The organism is Salinifilum aidingensis (assembly GCF_054782015.1).
This window is the reverse complement of record NZ_BAAGTH010000019.1, coordinates 14,591-38,037: the sequence shown is the minus strand read 5'-3', so window position 1 is coordinate 38,037 and position 23,447 is coordinate 14,591. Positions and strand designations below refer to the sequence as shown.

Sequence of the window (23,447 nt, the reverse complement as noted above, 5' to 3'; positions counted from 1 at the left end):
ATGGAATCGACGTTGCCGATCGAAGAACTGGACACGCTCATCGATGACCTGGACGCCCAGGTGACCGAGGAGCAGGTGCCGGAGGCCGCCGGTGGCAGCGCGCTGTGCCACACCGGTCTCGCGTGCACGCTCGTCATCTGCGCCTGAGCCCGGAGGTCATCCCGGGAACCACGGTTCGGCGGGCGGCACCGGTGCCGCCCGCCGAACCACCCGCAGCGCAGCGACCCCTTCCGACCCGGCCAGGAGGCAGAGGATGACCGCACCGGAACGCCCGTCCGCGGACGAGGAGCACATCCGCGCGACCGCCGGTGCCGTGCTGCGCGCCCATCTCGCCGGCGACGGCGCTGATCCCTTCGACCCCGCCCCGGCCGCGCTCGCCCGCCTGCTGGCCGACGGGGGCGGTGATGACGAACACCGCCTGGCGCTCTCCGCCCTGCGGGCGTGGTCGACGGCGCCGCGCCGCGCGCAACCGCACCTCGGCCTGTCCGGGGGAGCGGGCGGGCTGCTCGTCGGCGTGCGCACGGGCAGGCACCTCGACGAGCGGTTGGGCGCGCTGGAAGCGAAACTGCTGGCCGCGATCCACCGCTCGATGCCCGCACAGCTGGCACGAGCGCGCAGGGGCGAGCGCGGGTTCGGCGACTACGACCTCATCATCGGTCCGGCGGGGACTCTGCTCGCCGCCCTCGTCGACCGGTCGGGCGCGGAGCCGCACGCCGACGCGACCGTCGACGACCTCGTCGCGCTGCTCGCGGCGCACCTGGCCGAGCTGTGCGACACCGCGGACCTCGACGGGTTGCGCGTGTCCGCCTACGCGGGGCACGAACTCCTCGACTGGATGCAGGGACGCGTGAACACCGGGATCGGGCACGGCGTCCCCGGCGTGCTGCTGGCCCTCGCCGCCGCGGTGCGCCACCTCGGCGACGCGGAGCTGCACCCCCCTCTCCGGCGAGCCGCGCAGTGGTTGATGGCGCGGGCGTTCACCGACGAGCACGGCAGCACCTGCTGGTACGGCGGGCAGCTGTTCGACGGGGAGGAGCCTCCGCCGGGGCCGATGCGGCGGCAGGCCTGGTGCTACGGCACCCCCGGCGTCGCCTGGGCGCTGTGGGAAGCCGGTGCGGCGCTCGGGGACGGGCGGATCCAGCGGTTCGCCGCGGACGCCTTCGACTCGGTCGCGCGGCGTTACGACCCCGACTGGCACCTGTTCGGCGGGGGAGCCGAGGAGACCCTGACCCTGTGCCACGGCGCGGCCGGGGTGCTCGGCCTCGCCGACTGCTTCCACCGCCACGCCGGGTCCACCTCCGCGGGGGTGCTGCGGGAGGACCTGCGGCGGTACATCACCGATCGGGCGGATCAGCTCGCCGCGCTGGCCGGCACCGACCGCGCGCTGCTGAACGGGGCGTGCGGGGCCGCTGCGGCGCTGCTCAGCTGCAGCGGTGCGGACCGCTCGTGGATGCTGTGCCTCGGCCTGCGGTGAACCGGGGCCACCGCGCCCCGGCTGCGCCGTCTCCTGCGGTGGGCGGCGCACGGCAGCGCCGTCACTGCTGGGAACGCCGGGGGGCGAGATCGCCGTCGTGGTCGCCCAGGGGGGAGACGAACCCCCTCCGCCGGCCGTCCTCGCCGATGAGGTGCCCCAGCCGCTTGACGAACCGCGGCGTGATCCACCGGTCCAGCACGCGGGTCCCGGGAAACCGGGTGCACAGCAAGGTCTCGAACCGGTCCAGGTCCGCCATGTGGTGCAACCAGATCTGCACCGCCAGGTTGGCCTCGCTGCCGACGGTGGCGCACAACCGGATCTCGGGAAGCCGCGCGATCGCCTCGGCGGTGGAGATCAGCTCCGTTTGCGGAGCGTCGAGCCACAGCGTGGCCGCGACACCCCAACCGGCCACGTTGTGGGCCACCTCGCAGCGCACCGCGGTGAAATCAGCACCGAGCACCCGCCTGATCCAGCGCCCGGCGGTGTTGTGCGCGCACCCCAGCGCGCGGGCGACCGACGCGGCCGGCAGCCGCGCATCCGCACCCAGCAGCCGCAGCACCGCCAAGTCCTGCGCCTCGGGACGCGTGCTCGGCTCCCGCCGCTCCGCGGTGCGCAGCGCCCGCTGCTGCTCGTCGGACAGCGCGTCGAGCCGCCACCACGACCCGTCCCGCACGAGCGAGCGGAAGAAGTGCGTGCGCGTGGCCCGCACGCCGGAGATCCTCGCGATCACCTCGCCGACCTCGCGGTCCAGGTCGACGAGGCTCGGCGCGCGCATCGTCAGCATCAGGTCGCGCGGGCCGGAGGTGGCGTCGATGTTCCACACCGCGGGCAGCTGCGCGATGCGTTCGCCGACCTGTCCGCGCAGACCGGGCGCGCACTCCACCTCGACGAAGGCGCCCGCGGACCAGGCGTGGTCCGTCCAGTTCCGCGTCGGCTGCGGATAGCAGGAGAACCAGGCCAGCCCCTCGCGGCTGAGCCGCTCCCAGCGGCGCGTCAGCGTTGCCGGGTGCACGTCGAGCACCTCGGCCAGCTGGGCCCAGGAAACGCGCGGCTGCAACTGCAGCCCGTGCACCAAAGCCAGGTCCGTCTCGTCCAGATTCGCGGAATCGTGCATGGAAACGCATCAGAACTGACGATTCGTGCGATCGCAAGGACCACCTGCCACCTCTGGCCATACTCGCCGCACCTCGCGGGAGGACCGGCCCGCTGCCTGACGTGGTCCCCGGAAGGAAGGAGGTGGAGGTGCGCACTCCGGCACTCGCCGACGCGCCGCTGCTGTGGATCGCCGCAGTCGGCGTGTTCTGCGTGATCATCGTGCAGTCGGCCGTGTACCTGCGCGCGGCGCGCCGCGCCGCCGACGCGGCCGGGATGACCCGTTCCGAGCGCACCACGGCGCTGCGCACCGGCGCGGTCTCCGCGCTCGGACCGTCGCTGGCCGTGGTGTTCATCGCGATCAGCCTGCTGTCCGCGTTCGGCACACCCGCCGTGCTCACGCGCATCGGCCTCATCGGATCCGCCAGTTTCGAAACGCTCTCGGCCCGCACGGCCGCCGACACGCTCGGCGTCGAGCTCGGCGGTGCGGGCTACGACGACCAGGCGTTCGCCCTCGTGCTGTTCACGATGACCGCGGGCGGTGCGGCGTGGATGGTGAGCACGCTGGTGCTGACACCGCTGCTGCGGCGCGCCGACCACCGCGTCCGCCGCTTCGACCCCGCCGTCATGGCGATCGTGCCGAGCGCGGGCATGATCGCCGGGTTCACCTACCTGGGGCTGGACGAGGTGGGCAAGTCGAGCGCGCACCTGGTGGCCTTCGTCGCGGGCGGGCTGGCCATGCTCGCCGCGCACGGGCTCGCCCGGGTGCTGCGCGCGCAGTGGCTCAAGGAGTGGTCGCTGGGGCTGTCCATGGCCGTGGCCCTGCTCGCCGCCGGCGCGGCGATGTGATCGTCCGGGAAGGAGACCGCATGTCCGCACCCGCCCTCGCCGACTTCAACCGCACCACCGCCCGCTGGGGCAGCGCGACGATGACCGTGGCGCTGGCGCTGACCCTCGCCGGCCCGCTGTGGTTCATGTTCGGCACCGGGCACTGGCCGGGTTTCGGCCCGGTGTCGCAGGCCTGGCTCTCGGTCGCCGCCGTGTTCGGGGTGCTGTGGATCGCCGAACCGGTCACCTACTACCCGATGCTCGGACCGGCGGCGATGTACCAGGCGTTCATGATCGGCAACATCGCCAACAAGATCCTGCCGTCCGCCGTGGCCGCGCAGAACGCGGTCGGCGCCCGGCAGGGCACGGCGAAGGCCGAGCTCGCCGCCGTCACGGCCATCGTCGGCGCCGCCGTGGTGCACCTGCTGTCGCTGCTGGTGTTCGTCGGCCTGCTCGGTTCGTGGATCGTGGCGGTGCTGCCGGCTTCGGTGCGGGCCGTGTTCGACTACGTGGTGCCCGCGATCTTCGGTCCGGTGCTGGTCCAGGCGATCCTCACCGCGAAGCGGTTCCGGGTCGTGGCGATCGCGCTGGGCTGCGGCATCGCGGGGGTGTTCGTGATCGTGCCGCTCCTGCCGGGAGCGGAGACCTACGCGATGGCGCTGTGCGTGCTCGCCGCCATCGGGTTGTCCGTGCTCACCCGCGAGCGCGGTCGCAGCAGCGTGGACGAGGAGAAACAGGAGGTTTCGCTATGACCGCGGGGAACATCGCAACGAGCGCGGGGCAGCGGGTGCTGGCCGGTTACGGCGAGCTCGAGGGGGACCTGCACGCGCTGTACCGCCACCTGCACGCCAACCCCGAGCTGTCGATGCGCGAGCACGCCACCGCCGCGCTCGTCGAGCAGCGGCTCACCGCTCTCGGTGCGGAGACGTTCCGCTGCGGCGGCACCGGCGTGGTCGGCGTGCTGCGCAACGGTACCGGTCCGACGGTCGCCTTCCGCGCCGACACCGACGCGCTGCCCGTGGCCGAGCGGACGGGCCTGGACTACGCGTCCGCGGCCACGGCAACGCGCGACGACGGGACGAGCACCCCGGTGATGCACGCCTGCGGGCACGACACGCACACCGCCGCCGCCCTCGCCGCGGCCGCGCTGCTCAGCGGGGCGCGGGACAGCTGGGCCGGCACGGTCGTGTTCGTCTTCCAACCCGGTGAGGAGGTGGGCGCCGGGGCGCAGGCGATGGTCGACGACGGCCTGTGGGACCGGGCACCGCGCCCCGAGGTGGTCCTCGGCCAGCACGTCAGCCCGGAACCGGCCGGTCGCATCAGCTACCGCGCGGGCGTGGCCGCGTCCATGGCCGACTCGTGGAAGGTCACCATGTACGGCCGCGGTGCGCACGGCTCCCAGCCGCACCGGGGGATCGACCCGATCGTGCAGGTGGCGCACGCGATCACCCGGATCCAGACCGTCACCTCCCGCGAGGTCGACCCGGTGGAGTCGGCCGTGGTGACCGTCGGCCAGGTCGCCGGCGGGCTCAAGGAGAACATCATCCCGGACTCGGCGATGTTCACGCTCAACGTGCGCACCTTCGACGACCAGGTGCGGCAGCGCGCGCTCGGGGCGCTGCGGCGGATCGTCAGCGCGGAGGCGGCGGCCTCCGGCGCGCCCGAGCCGGAGATCACCGAACTGAGCCGGTTCCCGAAGCTCGTCAACGACGCCGGGGTCACCGAGCGCGCCGCGGAGGCGCTCGCCGGGCACTTCGCCGACGGGCAGGTGCGCGAGGGCGGTCGGCTCATGGGCAGCGAGGACTTCGGCGTGCTCGGTGGGGCGATCGGCGTGCCGTCCTGCTTCTGGTTCATCGGTGGCACCGCTCCGGACGCCTACCACGCCTCGGAGGAGCGCGGTTCGCTCGAGGAGGACGTCCCGAGCAACCACTCACCGTTCTTCGCACCCGCCCCCGAGCCGACGCTGCCGAGCATGGTGCAGGCCGCGGTGCTGAGCACGCTGGCCTTCCTGCGCACGTGAACCGGCGCGGCACCGCTGCCCGATCCCGCCCGGGCCGCCCACCCGCGCCGGTCCGGGCCGCCGCGCTGCCCGCCCGGCCGGGGAGGTGCTGCCGGGCAGGGCTGCCGGGAGGCGTCCGCAGCGGCCGGGCTCCGGTGCCGGGGCGGGGTTTCGAAGTCGGGAGTGCCGGGGCCGACCCCCGGCTCCGGCACCCGTTCGCTACTGCGCCGACTCGTCGAGCCGGTGCTCGGTGCCGGGCCGGCTGTCGGCGTCGAACTCCTCGTGCTCGCGGGAGCGCAGCTCCACGCGGCGGATCTTGCCGGAGATCGTCTTGGGCAGCTCGGCGAACTCGAGGCGCCGGACGCGCTTGTACGGGGTGAGGTTCTCCCGCGCGTAGCGGAGGACCTGCCGGGCCGTGTCCGCGGTGGCCGGCCAGCCCGCGGCGAGGACCACGTACGCCTTCGGCACTGACAGGCGGATGTCGTCCGGTGAGGGGACGACGGCGGCCTCGGCCACCGCCTCGTGCTCCAGCAGCACGCTCTCCAGCTCGAACGGCGAGATGCGGTAGTCCGAGGACTTGAACACGTCGTCGGTGCGCCCCACGTAGCGGATGTAGCCGTCCGCGTCGCGCGAGCCCACGTCGCCGGTGTGGTAGTAGCCGTCGCGCATCACGTCGGCGGTGCGCTCCTCGTCGCCGTGGTAGCCGACCATGAGCCCGAGCGGGCGGTGGGCGAGGTCGAGGCAGATCTCGCCCTCGTCGGCCGGCTCACCGGTGGCGGGGTCGACGAGATCGACGGTGTAACCGGGCGCGGGGCGCCCCATCGACCCGGGTTTCAGCGGCAGCCCCGGCGTGTTGGCCACCTGCACCGTGGTCTCCGTCTGCCCGTAGCCGTCGCGCAGCCTCGCGCCCCACGCGCGCCGCACCTGCTCGATGATCTCCGGGTTGAGCGGTTCGCCGGCGCCGAGCACGTTGCGCGGGGGAGTGGTGACCTGCGCCAAGTCGGCCTGCACGAGCATCCGCCACACGGTCGGCGGGGCGCAGAAGCTCGTGACCCCCTGCTGCTGGAGCTGCTCGAGCAGCCTGGAGGCGTCGAAGCGGGAGTAGTTGTGGACGAACACGGTCGCCTCGGCGTTCCACGGTGCGAAGACGTTGCTCCACGAGTGCTTCGCCCAGCCCGGTGAGGAGATGTTCAAGTGCACGTCGCCCGGCACCAGACCGATCCAGTACATCGTGGACAGGTGCCCGACCGGGTAGGACACGTGGGTGTGCTCCACGAGCTTGGGCTGCGCGGTCGTCCCGGAGGTGAAGTACAGCAGCAGCGGATCGTCCGCCCGGGTGGTGCCGTCCGCCCGGAACCGCTCCGGGCTCGTGTCGGCCCCGGCGAACGAGTGCCAGCCGGGTGCGTCCCCGCCGACGGCGATGCGGGTGTACGTCCCGGGGACCTCGGCGAACCGGTCGGTCACGCCCGCGTCGGCGATGACGTGGCGCGCCTCGCCCCGGTCGACGCGGTCCCGCAGGTCCGCGGCCGTGAGCAGCGTCGTCGCCGGGATGATGACCGCGCCCAGCTTCATCGCCGCGAGCATCGACTCCCACAGCTCGCCCCGGTTGCCGAGCATGACGATGATGCGGTCGCCGCGGCGCACACCCAGGTCGCGCAGCCAGTTGGCGACCCGGTTGGAACGGGCGGACATCTCCGCGAACGTCCAGGACCGCTCGGACCCGTCCTCCTCGACGATCCGCAGCGCCGTCCGCTCGGCGGTTCCCTCCCGGCGCGCGAGCCGGTCGAACCAGTCCAGCGCCCAGTTGAACTCCTCGAGCTCCGGCCAGCTGAACCCGGCGCACGCGGCGTCGTGGTCGTGCGCGTGGTGCAGCAGGAAGTCTCGTGCCTGCTCGAAACGCGTGGCATCGGTCGTCGCCATCGGCTGCGCCTCCCAGAGAACCGGTGGTCACCGTCCCGGCGTGGCTGCCGGCGGCGGAGACCGCGCGAACGTGTCGCGTGTCACTGCTGTGATCGTGGGATTCTCCAGCGTGCCCGCCCGCGCGTCCACACCGCCCGGGGCGCGTGTCCGGTGGTGGCCGCAGCGCCGTCCGGGCGCAGGGGCGTTCCGGGCCGGGCGCGCTACCCTGTTGCCCGGTGGTGGGGCCCACCGATCCGCCGGGAGAACCGCGACTCCGTCGTCGCCGACGGTCCCTGTGGCACGGAGCGAGGAGTGTCTGCGTGGAGGCGGATGTGTCGACGACCGGAACGTCCGGGTCGGTGGGGGCGCGCGCTCTGCTGGGCAGGCGGGGGAAGGGCCTGCCGGCCGCGGTGTTCGTCTCGCTCGGCGGCGGGCTCGGCGCGCTCGCCCGCTACGCGCTCGGCGAGTGGATCCCCGCTGGCGGCGCGTTCCCGTGGGCGACGTTCGCGGTGAACGCCTCCGGCTGCCTGTGCATGGGAGTCCTGATGGTGCTGCTCACCCGGCTGTGGCCGACCAACCGGGTGCTCCGCCCGTTCTGGGGGATCGGCTTCCTCGGTGGCTTCACCACGTTCTCCGCCTACGTGGTGGAGTTCGACGGACTGCTCCGGGAAGGCGCGGTGGGCACCGCCTTCGGGTACCTGCTCGGCACCGCGCTGAGCGCGCTGCTCGCGGTCACCGCGGGAATATGGCTGGGGCGGACGGTGCTCGCGGTGCGGCGCGGGTACGCCCGCCGCGCCGGGAGGGGTGAGCCGCGATGAAGCGAACGATGCGGGCGCTCCGCATGCAGGTGTTCGTCGGTGCGGACGACATGTGGCACCACCGGCCCGTGTACCACGAGATCATCACCCGCGCGCGTCGAGCCGGCCTCGCGGGCGCCACCGCGCTGCAGGGCTGCGAGGGTTACGGCGCTTCCGCGCGCGTGCACACCTCGCGGTTGCTGGACCTGGCGGAGGACCTCCCCGTGTCGGTGGTGATCGTCGATCGCGCCGAGCGGATCCGCGCGTTCCTGCCCGAACTGGACGACCTGGTGGAGGAAGGTGCGGTGCTGCTCGACGAGGTCGAGGTCATCCGGTACACGCGGGAGGGCGGGCGATGACGGCGCTGTGGGTCGTCCTCGGCGGGATGCTGGGCGCGCCGGCGCGGTACGCGCTCGACCGCGCGGTCCAGCAGCGGCACGACGGCGTCTTCCCGTGGGGGACGCTGGCGGTGAACGTGCTCGGCTCCGTGCTCCTCGGCGGGATTGCCGCGGCCGCGTCCGTCGTCCCCCCGGCAGTGGGCCCGCTGCTGGGGGTGGGCGCAGCCGGCGCGCTGACCACCTACAGCACCTTCGCGTACGAGGCGGTGCGGCTCGTCGAGGACCACGCCTACCTCTACGCGGGGCTGTACGTGGTGATGAGCGTGCTCACCACCGCCGGTGCGGCGATGGTGAGCATCCTGGCGGTGCTCGCGCTGGTGGGGTGAGCACCGCGTCCGCAGCGGAGGACCCGGGAACGGCCGGCCGCGTCACTGGCCGGCCGCGTCACTGGGCCGGCGGCCCTGCCGCAGCCCACCGCCGCCTGCGGTGCGCGGCCATGCGCACGGGGGCGTTGGCCGCACCGAAGCCGCGGTAGCCGTCGAGGCGCTGCACCACTTCGAAGAACACGCGCCCGCCGAGCAGGTCGGTGTAGAAGTGCAGGAACCGGCCGTGCTCGTCGGCGTCGTGCAGCACCGCGTTGGCGCGCAGGGCTTCCACCTGTTCGGAGGGGAGATCGGTGCGCGCGGCGAGGTCCTCGTAGTAGTTGTCCGGGATCGGCAGCAGCGGACCGCCCGCTCTCCGGAACGCCGCGGCGCAGGTGAGCACGTCGTCGGTGCTGAAGGCGACGTGCTGCGGTTCGGTGACGCCGGGCGCCCACTCGCCGCGGCGGATGAGCGCACCGTCCAGCGTGAGCCGCACCGCGTCCGCGGGGTCGCGCATGCCGCGGCTGCGCACCATGCCGAACGGCGCGGCGTACTCGATGAGCGGGTCCGGCCGCAGTCCCATGAGCGAGCGGTAGAACAGCGTGGCTTCGTCGAAGTGGTCGAACGGCTGCGTCAGCGCCACGTGGTCCACGCCGGTGAGCAGGCCGCCTCCGGGGCCGTGCTCGAGGGGTTCGCGCTCGGTGGCCGCGAAGTCCCCGAGCCAACCGGTGGATGCGTCCTCGCCGGTGCGGCAGAAGAACACGGCGGTTCCGTCGGGTGCGGCCACGGCCGAGAGATCGGCCTCGTCGGAACCGTGCGTGCGGGGGATCGGCGGGGCCAGCAGCGCCTGCGCGCGCTGCGCCGAACCGGCGGGGTCCGTGCTCTCCAGCGCCAGTGCCCCGATCGCCGTGGAGTCGGGGGTTTCGCCGGTGTTCAGGAGCACCCGGACGTCGCCCTGCCGCCACAGCTGCACGTCCTTGGAGCGGTGCTGCCCGCTGCGGGCGAAGCCGAGCGCGGACAGTGCGCCGGTGAGCTGCTCGCGCTCGGACTCGCCGGTGGTGATCTCGGTGAACGCGTAGCCGTGCAGCGCCGGTGCCGGCGGCATGCCCGCGACCGGCAGGTGCAGCGACTCCTCCAGCGAGCGCAGCGAGCGCATCGCGTCGACGGCGGCCGGGCCCGGGTCCGCCTGGCGGAAGACGTCGTTGAACACCTCCAGCGACAGCGGCCCGGAGTACCCCGTGGACAGCGCGGCCTCGGTGAACGCGTCGAGGTCGAACGACCCCTGGCCGGGGAACAGCCGGTGGTGCCGGCTCCACTGCAGCACGTCCATGTTCAGGTGCGGCGCGTCGGCCAGCTGCAGGAAGAACAGCTTCTCGCGCGGGATCGTGCGGATCAGCGCGAGATCGCTGCCGCGGGAGAGGATGTGGAAGCTGTCCAGGCACACGCCCAGCGCGGGGTGGTCGGCGGCGCGCACGATCCGCCACGCGTGGTCGTAGGTGCTGACGTGCCGGCCCCAGGCGAGGGCTTCGTAGGCGATGCGGATGCCGCGCCGGTGGGCGCGCCGCGCCAGTTCGCGCAGCTGTTCGGCGGCGAGCGCGTCGTCGTCGACGGAGTCCGGCGAGACCGAGGAGCACACGAGCATCATGTCGGTGCCGAGGCGTTCCATGACGTCGAACTTCTGCTCGGCGCGGCGGAGGTTGCGCTCGAACACCTCCGGCGGTACCGCCTCGAAGTCGCGGAACGGCTGGTACAGGTCGACGGACAGCCCGAGGTCCGCGCAGCGGCTCCGGAGTTCCTCCGGGCTCGACGCGGAGGTGAGCAGGTCGTTCTCGAACAGCTCCACGCCGCCGAACCCGGCCTCGGCGGCGGCGACGAGCTTGTCCTCCACGGTGCCGGACAGGCACACGGTGGCGATGGCGCGTCGGTTCTCAGCTGTCGGCATCGAGGACCACTCCTTCGAGTTCGGCGAAATGCCGCACCATGCGTTCGGCGTCGGGTTCGACCCCGGTGAACAGGCGGAAGGCGTCGACAGCCTGGAACACCGCCATCCACCCGCCGTGCAGCACGCGGCAGCCCCGGGCGCGCGCGGCGGTGACCAGTTCCGTCTCCAGCGGGCGGTAGACGACGTCGGCGACCCAGGTCCGCGGGTCGAGCAGCTCTGCGGGCACCGCGCACCCGGGGTGCGCGGCCATGCCGGTAGGGGTGGCGTGCACGAGGCCGTCCGCCTTGTTCAGCTCGGCGGCCAGCGTGATCCCGTCCGCAGCGGCGGCGGTGACCCGGTCGGGGCCGAAGCGGTCGGCCAGTGCGGTGGCGAGGGCGCTGGCGCGGGACGGGTCGGCGTCGAGCAGGCTCAGGCGCTGCGCGCCGAGCTCGAGCAGCGCGTAGGCCACGGCGGAGCCCGCGCCGCCCGCCCCGACCTGGACCACGTGGGCCAGCTCCGCGTCGGGCAGGCCGTGGCCGAGCGCGCGGGAGAAGCCGGAGCGGTCCGTGTTGTGCCCGACCGCGCGCACCGCACCGCCGGGGCCGCGTTCGTGGACCACCGTGTTGACCGCGCCGAGGTCGGCGGCGTCGGGGGCGAGGTCGTCGAGGTGCGCCACGACGGCCTGCTTGCACGGGTGGGTGATGTTGAGCCCGTCGTAGCCGGCCAGCTGCGCGGCCGCCAGCAGTTCGCCGGTGTCGCCGGCGGTGCGCCCGAGGGCGTCGAGGTCCAGGCGGCGGTAGAGGTAGCGCAGTTCGAGCTCGTCGGCTTCGCGTTCGTGCATGGGGGGTGTCAGCGACGGCCCGATCCCGGCGCCGATGAGCGCGACGAGGAAGCTGTCCGTTGTGCGCACGGCTGGTGGTTCGTCCTCTCCAATGAATGAACTAGTTAGTACACACTAGCGCGTCGCCCCTGATCGGCGCCAGGCCTCTGCACTACAGTGGGGAGGTCATCGCCCAGCCGACCCGAGGATCCCTGCCGTGGCCGAACCGTCGCCCTCCGCCGAGCCCGCCGCGTCCGGCCGCCCCGAGCGGCAGCGCGACGCGGATCGGACGCGCGGTGAGATCCTCGACGTCGCGATCGAGGAGTTCGCGGACAAGGGCTACGCCGGAGCGCGCGTCGACGAGATCACGGCGCGCACCCGCACGACGAAGCGGATGATCTACTACTACTTCGGCGGCAAGGAGCAGCTCTACATCGCCGCGCTGGAGCAGGCCTACTCGGTCATCCGCGGGGTGGAGAAGGACGTCGACGTCGAGCGGCTCGGCCCGGAGGAGGCGGTCCGGCGGCTGGCCGAGTCGACGTTCGACCACCACGAGTCGCACCCGGCGTTCCTGCGGCTGGTCAGCATCGAGAACATCGACCGCGGCGTGCACCTCGCCAAGTCCGAGGTCCTGCGGGGCCTGGGCAGTCCGGCGGTGGACGTGCTCGGCGGGGTGCTGCGCCGCGGCCGCGAGCAGGGCGTGTTCCGCGCGGACGTCGACGCGCTCGACGTGCACATGATGATCAGCTCCTTCTGCGTGTTCCGCGTGGCCAACCGCTACACCTTCCGCGCCATCTTCGACCGGGACCTGCTCGACCCGCAGTGGCGCGAGCACTACCGCACCATGCTCGGTGAGCTCGTCGTGGGCTACCTCCGCCGGGGCTGACCCCGGAACGGGCCCGGCGCCTGGCCCGACCCGGTGCGCGCGGAGCCTGCCAGCCCGGTGCGGCGGGCCTTCGGCTGCCCTGCGGAACGGCGGTCGTCCCGGTGCGCGTCTTGACATGTCGGGCACCGCGCCTCAGAGTCTTGGGGAACTAACTAGGTGGTTCATTACGGCAGCCTGCGCATCGTGGCGCACGGACTTCTGGAGCACATCGTGACCGATCACCCCCGCACCACCGCGAGCGGAACGCCGCGCAGAGCGGCCCTCGCCGCTTGGGTCGGAAGTGCGCTGGAGTACTACGACTTCTTCATCTACGGCACGGCGGCGGCGCTCGTCTTCAACGAGCTGTTCTTCCCCGCGACCTCCGCGGCGGCCGGAACGCTGCTGGCGCTGGCCACGTTCGGCGTCGGCTACCTGGCCCGACCGCTCGGCGCGTTCGTCCTCGGGCACATCGGCGACCGGTTCGGCCGCAAGCGCGTCCTGATGAGCACGGTGCTGCTCATGGGGCTGGCGACGGTGGCCATCGGCTGCCTGCCCACTTACGACCAGATCGGCGTGGCCGCTCCGGCCCTGCTGGTGGCACTGCGGCTGCTGCAGGGCTTCTCCGCCGCCGGCGAGCAGGCCGGGGCCAACTCGATGTCGCTGGAGCACGCCCCGGCGCACCGCCGCGCCTACTTCACGAGCTTCACCCTCAGCGGCACCCAGGCCGGGCAGATCCTGGCCACCGCCGTGTTCCTGCCGATCGCCGCGCTGCCGCAGGACCAGCTGACCAGCTGGGGCTGGCGGGTGCCGTTCTGGCTCAGCGCGGTCGTGGTGTTCGTCGGGGTGCTCATCCGCCGCAACCTCGACGAGACCCCGGTGTTCCGCGAGGAGAGCCCGGAACTCCGCGAGGAGTCCCCGGGGACCGGGCAGCACGTCGGGAACCTGCCGGTGGCGGCGCTGTTCCGGGACCACTGGCGCGACGTGCTGCGCGTCGTCGCCGCCTCGGTCATCGCCGCGATCCAGACGCTGTTCACCGTGTACGCGCTCAGCTACGCCGTGAACGACGTCGGCATCGCCGAGACCCCCATGCTGTGGGTGGGGATCCTGGCCAACGTCGTGGGACTGGTCGCCATCCCGGCCTGGGCGCGCCTGGCCGACCGCGTGGGGCGCAAACCCGTCTTCATCGGCGGTTCGGCCTCCTGCGCGGTGCTCATGTTCGCCTACCTCGGTTCGATCCACGCCCAGCAGCTGCCGCTGGTGTTCCTCACCGGCATCCTCATGTTCGGCGTGGCCTACAGCGCGGCCAACGGGATCTGGCCGGCCTTCTACGGCGAGATGTTCAGCGCCCGGGTGCGCCTGTCCGGGATGGCCGTCGGCACGCAGATCGGGTTCCTGCTCGCCGGCTTCTCGCCCAGCATCGCCGAAGCGATCGGCGGCGGCGAGAACGCGTGGTTGGCGGTCTCGGCCTTCGCGGCCGTCATCTGCGCGGTGAACATCGTGGCCGTGGCCAGCGGGCGCGAGACGCACGCGGTGCCCACCGAGCAGCTCGGCCTGCGCGGCAGCGGCGCGGAACCGGCCCGCCCGGCGAGGACGGGGGCCTGATCCGCGGGCGCGCTCACCTCGCTCCGGGAGGGGCCGGTGGTGGCCGCGGGACCGCCCCGCGTCCACCACCGGTGCGCTTCGCCCACCTCCGCCCGGTCCGGGCGACGATGGCGGCAGGATGATCGGAGTGGTAGAACGGCCCGGTGAGCGAGCGCAACGTGGACAACCGAGCGGAGGACGCGGGACTGCGTCGGGCCGAGGAGGAAGTCGCCGGACTCACCAGCGAGCTGATCCGGATCGACACCTCGAACACCGGTGACCCGGACACCCTCAACCCGGAGCGCCTGGCGGCCGAGTACGTCGCCGAGCGGCTCACCGAGGTCGGCTACGAGGTGACCTTCGTCGAGTCCGGCGACCAGCGGGGCCGGGCCAACGTCATCGCGCGGCTGCCCGGTGCCGATCCCGAGCGGGGCGGACTGCTCGTGCACGGTCACCTCGACGTGGTGCCCGCCGACCCCGCCGAGTGGACGGTGCACCCGTTCTCCGGCGCCGTCCAGGACGGCTACGTGTGGGGCCGCGGCGCGGTCGACATGAAGGACATGCTCGGCATGAGCCTGGCCGTGGCGCGCCGGTTCAAGCGGGACGGCATCACCCCGCCGCGCGACATCGTCTTCGCCTTCCTCGCCGACGAGGAAGCCGGCAGCCTGCAGGGCGCGCAGTGGCTGGCCGACCACCGCCCGGAGCTGTTCCGCGGCTGCACCGAGGCGATCAGCGAGGTGGGCGGGTTCTCGGTGACCTTCCGCGACGGCGTGCACGCCTACCTGGTGCAGACGGCCGAGAAGGGCATCCGCTGGCTGCGGCTGCGCGCCCGCGGACGCGCCGGGCACGGCTCGATGGTGCACGAGGACAACGCGGTGACCGCGCTGTCCGAGGCCGTGGCCAAGCTCGGGCAGCACCGGTTCCCGCTCGTGCTCAACGACTCGGTGCGCGAGTTCCTCGACGGCGTGGCGGAACTGACCGGTTGGGAGTTCCCCGCCGACGACGTCGACGGCGCCGTCGCCAAGCTCGGCAACCTCTCCCGCGTCGTCGGTGCCACGCTGCGCGATACGGCGAACCCGACGATGCTCACCGGCGGCTACAAGCACAACGTGATCCCCTCGACGGCCGAGGCCGCTGTGGACTGCCGCATCCTGCCCGGCCGGGAGGAGGCCTTCGACGAGGAGCTCGCCGAGCTGCTCGGTCCCGGCATCGAACGGGAGTGGGTCGGGCTGCCGCCGGTGGAGACGCGGTTCGAGGGCCGGCTCGTCGACGCGATGGGCGAGGCGCTGCTCACAGAGGACCCGGCCGCGCGGACGCTGCCCTACATGATGTCCGGCGGCACCGACGCCAAGTCGTTCAGCCGGTTGGGCATGAGCTGCTTCGGCTTCGTGCCGCTGCGGCTGCCCGCCGACCTCGACTTCAGCGCGATGTTCCACGGCGTGGACGAACGAGTTCCCGTGGATGCGCTGCAGTTCGGCACGCGGGTGCTCGACCGCCTGCTGCGCATGCCCACCTGAACCGGCGGAAGGAGGGGACGTGGCCGAGACGGTCCCGCACTGGACCGAGGTCTACCTGGAGCACTTGCAGGCGCGGAAGCTGGCCACGAATTCGGTGCGCGCCTACCGCCGCGACCTGCAGGCGGTCACCGCGGAGCTGACCGAGCTGCTCGGCGCGACCCCGCAGCTGGCCGACGTCACCCCCGCGCGGCTGCGCTCGGCGTTCGCCCGGTTCGCCGGCAGCCGTTCCGCGGCGAGCGTGACGCGGGCGTGGTCGACGTGGAACGGGCTGTTCGGGTTCCTCGTCGTCGAGGGCGTGGTGGACGGCAACCCGATGCGGGTGGTGCCCAAACCGCGCAGCGCCGCGCCGGCGCCGAAACCGCTGCAGGGCGAGGACACCCCCGAACGCCTGCTGCGCGAGGTCGGCGAGCGCGGACGGCGGGCGCGCGACCCGTGGCCGGAGCGCGATCTCGCAGTGCTCGCGACGCTGCTGTGCACGGGTGTGCGCTCCGCCGAGCTGCTGGCGTTGACGGTCGACTCGCTGTCCGGGCGGGCCGGCGACCGCCGCCTGCAGGTGCGGGGCAAGGCCGGCAAGAACCGCTCGGTCCCCATCGACGACGCGCTCGACGGCGTGCTCGCCGACTACCTGCGGTCGCGGTGCGCGCGGTTCGGCGGTGAGCCGCGCGGTGAGGAGCCGCTGTTCGTCACGCCCCGCGGTGCTCCGCTGCGCCGGGGCGCGTTGCAGTACCTCGTCCAGCAGAACCTCCGCGCCGCCGGCGTGGCGGACCGGGTGCAGCCCGGGGCGATGGTGCACGCGCTGCGGCACACCTTCGCCACGCGGCTGGCCGAGGACGGGGCGAACGCCGCGGAGATCGCGAAGCTGCTGGGGCACGCGTCGATGAACGCCAGCCAGAACTACATCGACGTCACCGCCCGGGAGCAGCGCCTGTCGGTCAGCGCCAACCGCACGCTCCGCGTGCTCTCGGAGATGTCCACATCGGAGTGATCGGTGCTGCGCAGCCTGGAAGGCCACGGACCGCGGCTCGCCGGGGAGCACCGATGCGCGGCGGTGCCTCCGAGCGGCATCGCCGCGCGAAGAAGTGGCGATGTGCACGCAGAGAAGTACGCGGCGTCACCACAGTGTTAACACGGCGCGCTATGATGGCGAGTCATCAGCAGAACCGTGTTCGTTGTGTGATGAAGGCTCGGCCGCGATGACCCGACATGTGGGGTAATACCCGTGGTTCTCCCTCGAGAGTCCGATGCCGTGGACTTGCTGGACACGAGCGGGTGTCCGACCCACCGCATCTGTGAGCGCTGCCAGTCCTGCGCTGATCTGGCGGCGATGGCGGTGGACACGCCGCTCGGCGTCCTGTGCGTCACGCTGTGCACCGACTGCCGCCGCCAGCGCCGCCGTCCGGGGTGGTCCGGTACGCACGCAGCGCTGCGCGTGCTGCAGCACTGCCGGCACCTCGGCATCGACCGCAGCACCATGTCCGCGTGGCGGGCGCAGCAAGCCGCCGGGCTGCCCGAAGTGTGGTTCCGCTGAGCGGATCCCACCGCCGGCCGGGCGGGACGGAACTCCGCCCGGTGCCTGCACGTGCAGGTGCACGACGTTCAGCGATGTGCCCGCCGCCGGATCATCCCCGCGGTGTGGCGGTCTCGGTGAGCCGCCCCCAGCCGTCCCCCGCCGCGCTCCACGGCTGCGCGCTCGTGACCACGGCGATGCCGCTGGTTTTCAACGACACCGGCTGACCGGTCAGCAGGCCGACGAACTCGCTGATCGTCGGGTCGTGTCCGATGAGCACCGCCGTCAGCGGCACCACCGGGAGCTCGTGCACAGCGGCGAGCAGGTCCTGCGCGCCCGCCTCGTAGAGGCGCTCCGCGCGGCGCACCGAGGGCGCGGCCGGCATGCGGCTGCCGGCGAGCTCCCAGGTCTCCTCCGCGCGCCGGGCCGGCGAGCACAGGACGAACTCCACGTGCGGCACGTGCTGCCGCAGCCACCTGCCCGCCTCCGGCGCGTCGCGGCGCCCCCGGTCGTTCAACGGGCGTTCGCGGTCCTGCACGCCCTCCGGCCTGGCGGATTTCGCGTGCCGGAGCAGGACCAGCGTCCGCTGCGGCTCGGTCATGCGGCCCCCTCGTTCCTCGGCGTCGGTGCCCCGCATTCCCTAGCACGCCGGGTGAGCGACGGCCAGCCCCGGCCGCGCGGCGACCGGGGCCGGTGGTGCGGGCAGCGCTCAGGTGACCTCGGCGCCGCCGATCGTGATGCCGAAGACGTTGAGCACCGTGTACACGCCGAGCAGGCTGATCGCCACGGAGCTGATCAGCAGCAGCCCGTTGAACCACGCCCCGCCGTGCAGCGCGGGGTCGACCTGGGTGCGCCGCAGGTACCAGGTAGCGATGACCACGGCCGGCAGGAAGATGCCGGTCATCACCCCGCCGATCTGCACCATGATCACCGGCTCGCTGACGAACAGGTAGGCCGCGCCCCACAGCACCGGCAGCACGACCGTCATGGCGCGCACCGTGCGGTCGCGCACGTGCGCGTTGCCCCAGTCGAGCAGTCCCACGGTGGCGAACAGGTTCGTGAACATGCGCGCCCAGCTCGGGATCGAAGCCCACAGGGTGGAGCCGAGCACCGCGGCCGCGCCGATGAGGAACGCCACGCTCATGCCCTCGCCGATCACGTCGGTGTACATCCGCGAGAGCGTGGTGATCATCTCGTTGCCCTCGAGGACGAGTCCGCGCGGGTGCAGCACGGCCGCGCCCATGATGTAGAAGCCGATCGTGGCCACCGTGTAGATGATCCAGGACAGGAACACGTCCTTGTACATGACCCGGATCCAGCCGCGCGCCCGGCGGCGCCACGCTGCGCTGCCGTCCGGTGGACCGGCCCAGCGCGCGTAGCCCTTCTCCAGGCACCAGTAGGTGTAGAAGGTGATCTCGTCCGCGCCGACACCGGTGAGGCCGAACATCGCGATCGCGGCGCCGAGCGCTCCGACCGGGAGCATGAGGCTCAGCCCGCCGAGCACGTCCGCACCGGAGTAGGCGAACGGGGTCAGCGGCAGCCCCAGGGCGATCGCGATCGTGCCGATGGAGAACAGCACGACCAGCGCGAACGCTCCGCGCTCGATCATCCGGTAGCCGCTGGTGACCAGCAGCGCCGCGCTGCCGCAGACGACCACGGCCGTCCAGAACGTCAGCGACGCGGTGCTCAGCGGATCGCCGCCGACCGGCATGAGCACGCTCAACGACAGCGCCATCCCGCCGACGACTCCGCCGACCTGGATCAGTTTGGACAGCGCGAGGACGATCCAGAGGACGTTGATCCATCCGATGCGTCCGAAACGCGGTGGCACGTCGTTGAATCCGCTCAGCGCCGGTTTGCCCGTGCTGATCGTCCAGCGCGCGAGTTCGGCCTGCACCGCGACTTTCACGCCGGTGGACAGAACGACCAACCAGAGCAGGACGAAGCCGGCCTCGGCGCCGAGCGCGGTGGTGGCGATGAGTTCGCCGGAACCGACGATCGAAGCGCTGACGATCAGTCCGGGGCCGAGGTAGCGCAAGCTCGGGCGCCATCCGCTCGGGGGCTCGACCGCGTCCTCGGGAGTGGGAATGTAGGGATCGCGTGTGGTTGCCGGTTGCGTTGCCATGGAGCACTCCTTCGTGCTGGCGTCGGCATGGCAGTGGTTTTCGCCGTTGTGGAGGGGATCCGGCTGCGTTGCCGACGCAAGTTACAGCGGCCGGGGGACCGGGTCAACAACGCTGATTCGCCCCGTTGCGGAACCGGGGATTCCGCGCGGATGCCGCCGCTCAGGTTTTGCACGTGGTGCAAAGTCCTCCGGACGAATTCCGCCGTTCGGAGCACTGCTCGGGGCCCGAAAACCGCGCGGTTCGAAATTTCGCACGCGCGGGTTCGCCGAATTGTTACGTCCACTGTGAATTCCTCGGGGTGCGGACCGCTCGGCGGCTCGGGGAAGCGTCGCGCGGGGGTGGGAACGTCCCCGACGCGCCGGTGGCGCACCTCGGTGGTGCCGTCGGGCGGGCACGGGCACTAGGGTGGTGATCATGGTGGGATCGCTGCTCGGCAACGAGGTCCGACGAGTCGAGGACCCGGAGCTCCTCCGCGGGCGCGCCGGATACGTGGGGAACCGCTCCGCGCCCGGCATGCTGCACGTGGGATTCGCGCGCTCGCCGGTCGCGCACGCGTCCGTCGACGCCGTCGACACCTCCGCGGCCGCATCCGCGCCCGGCATCGTCGCGGCGCTGTCGGCGAGCGAGCTCGACGTGCCGACCCCGCCCCCGTTCGTGGAGTTCAACCCCGCCTGCCGGCGGCCGCCGCTGGCGACCGGCCGCGTGCGGTTCGTCGGCGAACCCGTGGCGGTCGTCGTCGGCGAGAGCCCCGAGGCCGTCGCCGACGCCGTCGAGCTGGTGGACGTCGACTTCACCCCGCTGCCGGCCGCGGTGGACCCGGAGCAGGCCGTCGCCGACGGTGCGCCGGCCCAGTTCCCGGAGCTGGGCGGCAACGTCGCCGGCGGTTTCCGCGACGCCGCGGGTGCGGACGTGCTGCGCGAGGCCGAGGTCGTCAGCCGCGTGCGCATCGAGAACCAGCGCGTGGCCGTCGTGCCGATGGAGGGCAACGCGATCCTCGTCGAACCCGGCGGAGCCGAGGACGGCGTCGAGGTCACCATCCACGTGTCCACGCAGATGCCGCACGGCCTGCGCGACGCCGCGGCCACCGCGTTCGACTGGCCGGCCGAACGGGTGCGCGTCGTCACCCCGCACGTCGGCGGGGCCTTCGGCGGGAAAGCCGGCCTGGCCCCCGAGCACGCCGTGGTCATCGCCCTGGCGCGCCGGTTCGACCGCCCGGTGCGCTGGGTGGAGACGCGTTCGGAGAACATGCAGGCGATGCCGCACGGCCGCGGCCAGGTGCAGTACGTCGAGCTCGGGCTGCGCCGCGACGGGCGCCTCGTGGGCATGCGCTGCCGCGTGCTCGGGGACTCCGGCGCCTACGCCGGGTTCGGCGGTTCGTTCCCCCTGGGGCCGACGCGGCTGATGGCCCAGGGCGTCTACGACGTCCCCGAGATCAGCTACGACGCCATGGGCGTGCTCACCAACACCACCCCGATGGGGGCGTTCCGCGGTGCGGGCCGCCCCGAGGCGGCCGCGATGCTGGAACGCGCGATGGACGTCGCCGCGGCCGATCTCGGCATGGATCCGGTCCAGCTGCGGCGGCGGAACTTCCTGCGGCCCGAGCGCTTCCCGCACACCACGCTGGTGGGCGCGCGCTACGACAGCGGGGACTACGAGCGCCCGCTCGACGAAGCGCTGCGCGTGATCGACCACGAGGCTCTCCGCGCCGAGCAGCAGCGGCGCATCGCGGCGGGGGAGACGACGCTGCTCGGCATCGGCGTGAGCACCTACGTGGAGATCACCGGCGGCGGTTCCGGCGAGTACGCCGAGGTCGCGGTGGACGCCGACGGCGCCCGCATCGCCGTCGGCACCTCCGCGCACGGCCAGGGGCACGCCACCGCGTTCACGATGATCGTCGCCGAGATGCTGGGACTGGACATGGCCGATGTCGAGTTCGTGCAGTCCGACACGGCGCGGGTGCCGCGCGGATCCGGCACGGGCGGGTCCCGCTCGCTGCAGCTCGGCGGCAGCGCCGTGCGGCAGGCCGGCGAGCAGGTGCTGCAGCGGGCCAAGGAGGTCGCCGCGGCGCGCCTGGAGGCCTCCTCGGAGGACATCGAGGTCGTCGAGTCGGGCGGTCTCGGGGTTTCCGGCGTGCCGGGCGCGACGTTGACCTGGAGCGAGATCGTCGCCGCGGCCGACGAGCAGGAGGTGCCGTTGCGGGCGCAGACCGATTTCAGCCCCGACGGCGCGACGTTCCCGTTCGGCGCGCACGTGTCGGTCGTCGACGTCGACGCCGAGACCGGCATGGTCACCCCGGTGCGCCACCTCGCCGTCGACGACTGCGGCACCGTGGTCAACCCGCTGCTCGTGCGCGGCCAGCAGCAGGGCGGTGCGGTGCAGGGCATGGCGCAGGCGTTGTGGGAGCACATGCGCTACGACGAGGAGGGCAACCCCGCCACGGCCACGCTGGCCGACTACGCGGTGCCCTCGGCCGCCGACGTGCCGCCGCTGGAGACGGCCAACACCGAGACGCCCACGCCGAGCAACCCGATGGGCGCGAAGGGCATCGGCGAGTCGGCGACGATCGGCGCGACCCCGGCGGTGCAGAACGCGGTGGTCGACGCCCTGCGGCACCTGGGCGTGCGGCACGTCGACATGCCCGCCACCCCGGAGCGCGTCTGGCGGGCGATCGAGGCGGCCCGCCGCGGCGATGACGGCCGCAACTGGCGCGAGCCACCGGCCGCGTTCGACGCGCTGCCCGTGCGCGGGGCCGGCGACGAGGGGGAGACCGATGAGGCCGTGGTGTGAGGAGCGCGTCAGCGCGCCGGCCGGTGCGCCCGACGGAACGGCCCCGAGCGGAGGGCGGGGCGCGCGAGGTTACGACGACGGGGACCAGGCGGAACGATGGGGCGCAGACGGGACAGGAGCGTGGAGTGCCGAGCTCAGCTGACGTGCCCGGGGAACGCGCGCTGGCGGTGTTCGCTGGACGCGCGGGTGACCACAACGATCGGGCCATGACCGGGGCGCGCGTGCTGGGAGAGCGAACGTCCCGCCGGCTGGGCCTGCAACCGGAGGTGCTCGGCACGCCGCGCGCGGCGTTGAACGCCGACTGGCGGGTCGAACTCGACGCGGCGCTGCCCCAGCTGCGGGAACTGGGCGCGCACCTCGGACAGGTGCTCGGCGACGGCGCCGTTCCGGTGACGGTGCTGAACCGCTGCGCCGCTGCCTTGGCGACGGTGCCCGCCGTGGTGCGGCACCGGCCGGACGCGTGCGTTCTGTGGTTGGACGCCCACGCCGACCTGAACACGCCGGGGACGACGCCGAGCGGGTACCTCGGCGGGCTCGCGCTGTCCGGACCGGCCGGACTGTGGCGCTCCGGGCTCGGCGCGGGGCTGCGGCTGGAGAACATCGTGCTGGCGGGCGTGCGCGACGTCGACGCGGGAGAGCGACCGTTGCTGGACGCGAGCGTGCGGACGGTCCCACCGGGAGCGGGGTTCGCCGAGCGCGTGGCCGCGGCCGTCGAGGACCGTCCGGTCTACGTGCACCTGGACTGCGACGTGCTGGAACCGGGCCTCGTGGCCACCGACTACAGCGTTCCGTGTGGGCTGCGGCCGGCGGACCTGCGCGCGATGGCGTGCGCGCTTGCCGGCGGGGAGGTGGTCGGGGTGGAACTCGCCGAGTTCGAAACCGGGGGGCCGGACGACACCGCTGCGGCCGAAGCACTGCTCGACGCGCTCGCTCCGCTCACCGGTGAGGTGTCCGCGGGTGGCGTGCCGGCCTCGTGAGGAACCGCGCCCGTTCTGGTCGGTGGTGTTCGCTCCGATCGGCCCGAGCGCGTGCGGTACTGGCAGCGCGAGCGCTCAGTCCCTGCTGGCGCCGTCGGGCCAGACCACGGTGACGGGCAGTCCGCGGTCGCGGGCCGCGGCGACGACGTCGGCGGTGCCGCCGAACCCGCGTGCCGGTTGGCCGTCCCACACGGCGATGAGCTCGTCGGTCATGTCGAGCATGGTTTCGCTCGCGTCCATGTGGGACTGCTCGGTGGACTCCACGTGGTCGAGGCGGACCACGTCGGCGGCTTGTTCGAACAGTGCGTCGTAGGTGGCGTGGTGCTCGGCCGGAAGCCCGTCGCGGTACTCCGCGGCGGGCACGATTGCGGTCAGGCTGCCGCCGCGGTCGAGGACGGCTCGGGCGAACTGCGAGTCGGCACCGTCGGCCAGGCAGCTCAACCCGACGAGCTCGCTGCAGCCGGCGATGATCTGCCGCAACTCGCGGTCGACGGCCTCGGCGGTGGCAGTCGGAAGGCCCCGGTGTCCTGTGATGGCGAGACGGGTCACCATTCCTC

At 73.0% G+C, this 23,447-nt stretch carries 22 protein-coding genes; 15 read left to right on the top strand and 7 right to left on the bottom strand.

Going from position 1 to position 23,447, the window contains the following annotated elements; translation table 11 throughout:
* On the top strand, positions 1–147 hold the full coding sequence (locus ACYVJE_RS21110) for a hypothetical protein (protein WP_459155892.1): 147 nt from the start codon (positions 1–3) through the stop codon (positions 145–147).
* Between the two features lie 106 nt (positions 148–253).
* A complete protein-coding gene (locus ACYVJE_RS21105; RefSeq protein ID WP_461145825.1) occupies positions 254–1,474 on the top strand; it encodes a lanthionine synthetase LanC family protein in 1,221 nt (406 codons plus the stop codon).
* A gap of 61 nt (positions 1,475–1,535) precedes the next feature.
* Here the strand turns inward: ACYVJE_RS21105 and ACYVJE_RS21100 are convergent, their stop codons facing one another.
* Positions 1,536–2,588 (bottom strand): Lrp/AsnC family transcriptional regulator, encoded by a 1,053-nt coding sequence (locus ACYVJE_RS21100; protein ID WP_461145824.1) that lies wholly within the window; start codon positions 2,586–2,588, stop codon positions 1,536–1,538.
* A 128-nt stretch (positions 2,589–2,716) separates the two neighbouring features.
* Between ACYVJE_RS21100 and ACYVJE_RS21095 the strand changes: the two genes are divergently transcribed.
* The 3 genes from ACYVJE_RS21095 to ACYVJE_RS21085 are packed head-to-tail and all read left to right on the top strand — an operon-like array spanning position 2,717 to position 5,414.
* Positions 2,717–3,415: a DUF5058 family protein gene (locus ACYVJE_RS21095; protein WP_461145823.1), complete on the top strand. Its 699-nt coding sequence runs from the start codon at positions 2,717–2,719 to the stop codon at positions 3,413–3,415.
* A gap of 20 nt (positions 3,416–3,435) precedes the next feature.
* Positions 3,436–4,146 carry a hypothetical protein gene (locus ACYVJE_RS21090; protein ID WP_461145822.1) on the top strand — a complete coding sequence of 237 codons (711 nt, stop codon included), beginning with the start codon at positions 3,436–3,438 and terminating at the stop codon, positions 4,144–4,146.
* Positions 4,143–5,414, top strand: a complete 1,272-nt coding sequence (locus ACYVJE_RS21085; protein ID WP_461145821.1) for an amidohydrolase — start codon at positions 4,143–4,145, stop codon at positions 5,412–5,414. Before ACYVJE_RS21090 ends, ACYVJE_RS21085 begins: the two co-directional genes overlap by 4 nt.
* Positions 5,415–5,612: 198 nt before the next feature.
* Here ACYVJE_RS21085 and ACYVJE_RS21080 read toward each other — a convergent pair whose 3' ends face one another.
* The gene (locus tag ACYVJE_RS21080; RefSeq protein ID WP_461145820.1) at positions 5,613–7,313 is read right to left on the bottom strand and encodes an AMP-binding protein; all 1,701 of its coding nucleotides are present in this window, start codon (positions 7,311–7,313) and stop codon (positions 5,613–5,615) included.
* A gap of 299 nt (positions 7,314–7,612) precedes the next feature.
* On the opposite strand from ACYVJE_RS21080, the gene crcB reads away from it, so the two are divergent.
* The 3 genes from crcB to ACYVJE_RS21065 are packed head-to-tail and all read left to right on the top strand — an operon-like array spanning position 7,613 to position 8,813.
* Positions 7,613–8,110, top strand: coding sequence for a fluoride efflux transporter CrcB (crcB, locus tag ACYVJE_RS21075; protein WP_461145819.1), 498 nt, complete (start codon positions 7,613–7,615; stop codon positions 8,108–8,110).
* On the top strand, positions 8,107–8,448 hold the full coding sequence (locus ACYVJE_RS21070) for a DUF190 domain-containing protein (RefSeq protein ID WP_459155884.1): 342 nt from the start codon (positions 8,107–8,109) through the stop codon (positions 8,446–8,448). The genes crcB and ACYVJE_RS21070 overlap by 4 nt, the downstream gene beginning before the upstream one ends.
* Positions 8,445–8,813, top strand: a complete 369-nt coding sequence (locus ACYVJE_RS21065) for a fluoride efflux transporter FluC (protein ID WP_459155883.1) — start codon at positions 8,445–8,447, stop codon at positions 8,811–8,813. Before ACYVJE_RS21070 ends, ACYVJE_RS21065 begins: the two co-directional genes overlap by 4 nt.
* A 58-nt stretch (positions 8,814–8,871) precedes the next feature.
* On the opposite strand, the gene ACYVJE_RS21060 is transcribed toward ACYVJE_RS21065, so the two are convergent.
* A complete protein-coding gene (locus ACYVJE_RS21060; RefSeq protein ID WP_461145818.1) occupies positions 8,872–10,731 on the bottom strand; it encodes a bifunctional sugar phosphate isomerase/epimerase/4-hydroxyphenylpyruvate dioxygenase family protein in 1,860 nt (619 codons plus the stop codon).
* The gene (locus tag ACYVJE_RS21055) at positions 10,718–11,620 is read right to left on the bottom strand and encodes a shikimate dehydrogenase (RefSeq protein ID WP_461145817.1); all 903 of its coding nucleotides are present in this window, start codon (positions 11,618–11,620) and stop codon (positions 10,718–10,720) included. Before ACYVJE_RS21055 ends, ACYVJE_RS21060 begins: the two co-directional genes overlap by 14 nt.
* Positions 11,621–11,747: 127 nt before the next feature.
* Here ACYVJE_RS21055 and ACYVJE_RS21050 point away from each other — a divergent pair, with 127 nt between their 5' ends.
* The 5 genes from ACYVJE_RS21050 to ACYVJE_RS21030 all read left to right on the top strand — a co-directional run bounded on the left by ACYVJE_RS21050 (position 11,748) and on the right by ACYVJE_RS21030 (position 17,021).
* Positions 11,748–12,416, top strand: a complete 669-nt coding sequence (locus ACYVJE_RS21050; RefSeq protein WP_461145816.1) for a TetR/AcrR family transcriptional regulator — start codon at positions 11,748–11,750, stop codon at positions 12,414–12,416.
* Positions 12,417–12,599: 183 nt separating this feature from the next.
* On the top strand, positions 12,600–13,997 hold the full coding sequence (locus ACYVJE_RS21045) for an MFS transporter (protein WP_461145815.1): 1,398 nt from the start codon (positions 12,600–12,602) through the stop codon (positions 13,995–13,997).
* A gap of 158 nt (positions 13,998–14,155) precedes the next feature.
* A complete protein-coding gene (locus tag ACYVJE_RS21040) occupies positions 14,156–15,493 on the top strand; it encodes a M20/M25/M40 family metallo-hydrolase (RefSeq protein ID WP_461145862.1) in 1,338 nt (445 codons plus the stop codon).
* A 19-nt stretch (positions 15,494–15,512) separates the two neighbouring features.
* Positions 15,513–16,478: a tyrosine-type recombinase/integrase gene (locus ACYVJE_RS21035; protein WP_459155878.1), complete on the top strand. Its 966-nt coding sequence runs from the start codon at positions 15,513–15,515 to the stop codon at positions 16,476–16,478.
* A 339-nt stretch (positions 16,479–16,817) separates the two neighbouring features.
* Complete coding sequence (locus ACYVJE_RS21030; RefSeq protein WP_459155877.1) at positions 16,818–17,021, top strand: hypothetical protein; 204 nt, start codon at positions 16,818–16,820, stop codon at positions 17,019–17,021.
* A gap of 91 nt (positions 17,022–17,112) precedes the next feature.
* On the opposite strand, the gene ACYVJE_RS21025 is transcribed toward ACYVJE_RS21030, so the two are convergent.
* Both ACYVJE_RS21025 and ACYVJE_RS21020 read right to left on the bottom strand, forming a co-directional pair.
* Positions 17,113–17,601 carry a SixA phosphatase family protein gene (locus tag ACYVJE_RS21025; RefSeq protein WP_461145814.1) on the bottom strand — a complete coding sequence of 163 codons (489 nt, stop codon included), beginning with the start codon at positions 17,599–17,601 and terminating at the stop codon, positions 17,113–17,115.
* A gap of 108 nt (positions 17,602–17,709) precedes the next feature.
* Positions 17,710–19,125 carry an Nramp family divalent metal transporter gene (locus tag ACYVJE_RS21020; RefSeq protein ID WP_459155875.1) on the bottom strand — a complete coding sequence of 472 codons (1,416 nt, stop codon included), beginning with the start codon at positions 19,123–19,125 and terminating at the stop codon, positions 17,710–17,712.
* Positions 19,126–19,540: 415 nt separating this feature from the next.
* On the opposite strand from ACYVJE_RS21020, the gene ACYVJE_RS21015 reads away from it, so the two are divergent.
* Complete coding sequence (locus ACYVJE_RS21015; RefSeq protein WP_461145813.1) at positions 19,541–21,913, top strand: xanthine dehydrogenase family protein molybdopterin-binding subunit; 2,373 nt, start codon at positions 19,541–19,543, stop codon at positions 21,911–21,913.
* A 125-nt stretch (positions 21,914–22,038) separates the two neighbouring features.
* The gene (locus ACYVJE_RS21010) at positions 22,039–22,890 is read left to right on the top strand and encodes an arginase family protein (protein ID WP_461145812.1); all 852 of its coding nucleotides are present in this window, start codon (positions 22,039–22,041) and stop codon (positions 22,888–22,890) included.
* A gap of 75 nt (positions 22,891–22,965) precedes the next feature.
* Here ACYVJE_RS21010 and ACYVJE_RS21005 read toward each other — a convergent pair whose 3' ends face one another.
* Positions 22,966–23,442 (bottom strand): hypothetical protein, encoded by a 477-nt coding sequence (locus ACYVJE_RS21005; protein ID WP_461145811.1) that lies wholly within the window; start codon positions 23,440–23,442, stop codon positions 22,966–22,968.
* Positions 23,443–23,447: the final 5 nt, after the last annotated feature.

Coding starts and splice junctions, on each gene's coding strand:
- ACYVJE_RS21005 (WP_461145811.1), bottom strand. CDS start 23,442: ATGGTGACCCGTCTCGCCATCACAGGACACCGGGGCCTTCCGACTGCC.
- ACYVJE_RS21065 (WP_459155883.1), top strand. CDS start 8,445: ATGACGGCGCTGTGGGTCGTCCTCGGCGGGATGCTGGGCGCGCCGGCG.
- ACYVJE_RS21020 (WP_459155875.1), bottom strand. CDS start 19,125: ATGGCAACGCAACCGGCAACCACACGCGATCCCTACATTCCCACTCCC.
- ACYVJE_RS21090 (WP_461145822.1), top strand. CDS start 3,436: ATGTCCGCACCCGCCCTCGCCGACTTCAACCGCACCACCGCCCGCTGG.
- ACYVJE_RS21015 (WP_461145813.1), top strand. CDS start 19,541: ATGGTGGGATCGCTGCTCGGCAACGAGGTCCGACGAGTCGAGGACCCG.
- ACYVJE_RS21080 (WP_461145820.1), bottom strand. CDS start 7,313: ATGGCGACGACCGATGCCACGCGTTTCGAGCAGGCACGAGACTTCCTG.
- ACYVJE_RS21085 (WP_461145821.1), top strand. CDS start 4,143: ATGACCGCGGGGAACATCGCAACGAGCGCGGGGCAGCGGGTGCTGGCC.
- ACYVJE_RS21030 (WP_459155877.1), top strand. CDS start 16,818: ATGGCGGTGGACACGCCGCTCGGCGTCCTGTGCGTCACGCTGTGCACC.
- ACYVJE_RS21060 (WP_461145818.1), bottom strand. CDS start 10,731: ATGCCGACAGCTGAGAACCGACGCGCCATCGCCACCGTGTGCCTGTCC.
- ACYVJE_RS21025 (WP_461145814.1), bottom strand. CDS start 17,601: ATGACCGAGCCGCAGCGGACGCTGGTCCTGCTCCGGCACGCGAAATCC.
- ACYVJE_RS21100 (WP_461145824.1), bottom strand. CDS start 2,588: ATGCACGATTCCGCGAATCTGGACGAGACGGACCTGGCTTTGGTGCAC.
- ACYVJE_RS21105 (WP_461145825.1), top strand. CDS start 254: ATGACCGCACCGGAACGCCCGTCCGCGGACGAGGAGCACATCCGCGCG.
- ACYVJE_RS21070 (WP_459155884.1), top strand. CDS start 8,107: ATGAAGCGAACGATGCGGGCGCTCCGCATGCAGGTGTTCGTCGGTGCG.
- ACYVJE_RS21110 (WP_459155892.1), top strand. CDS start 1: ATGGAATCGACGTTGCCGATCGAAGAACTGGACACGCTCATCGATGAC.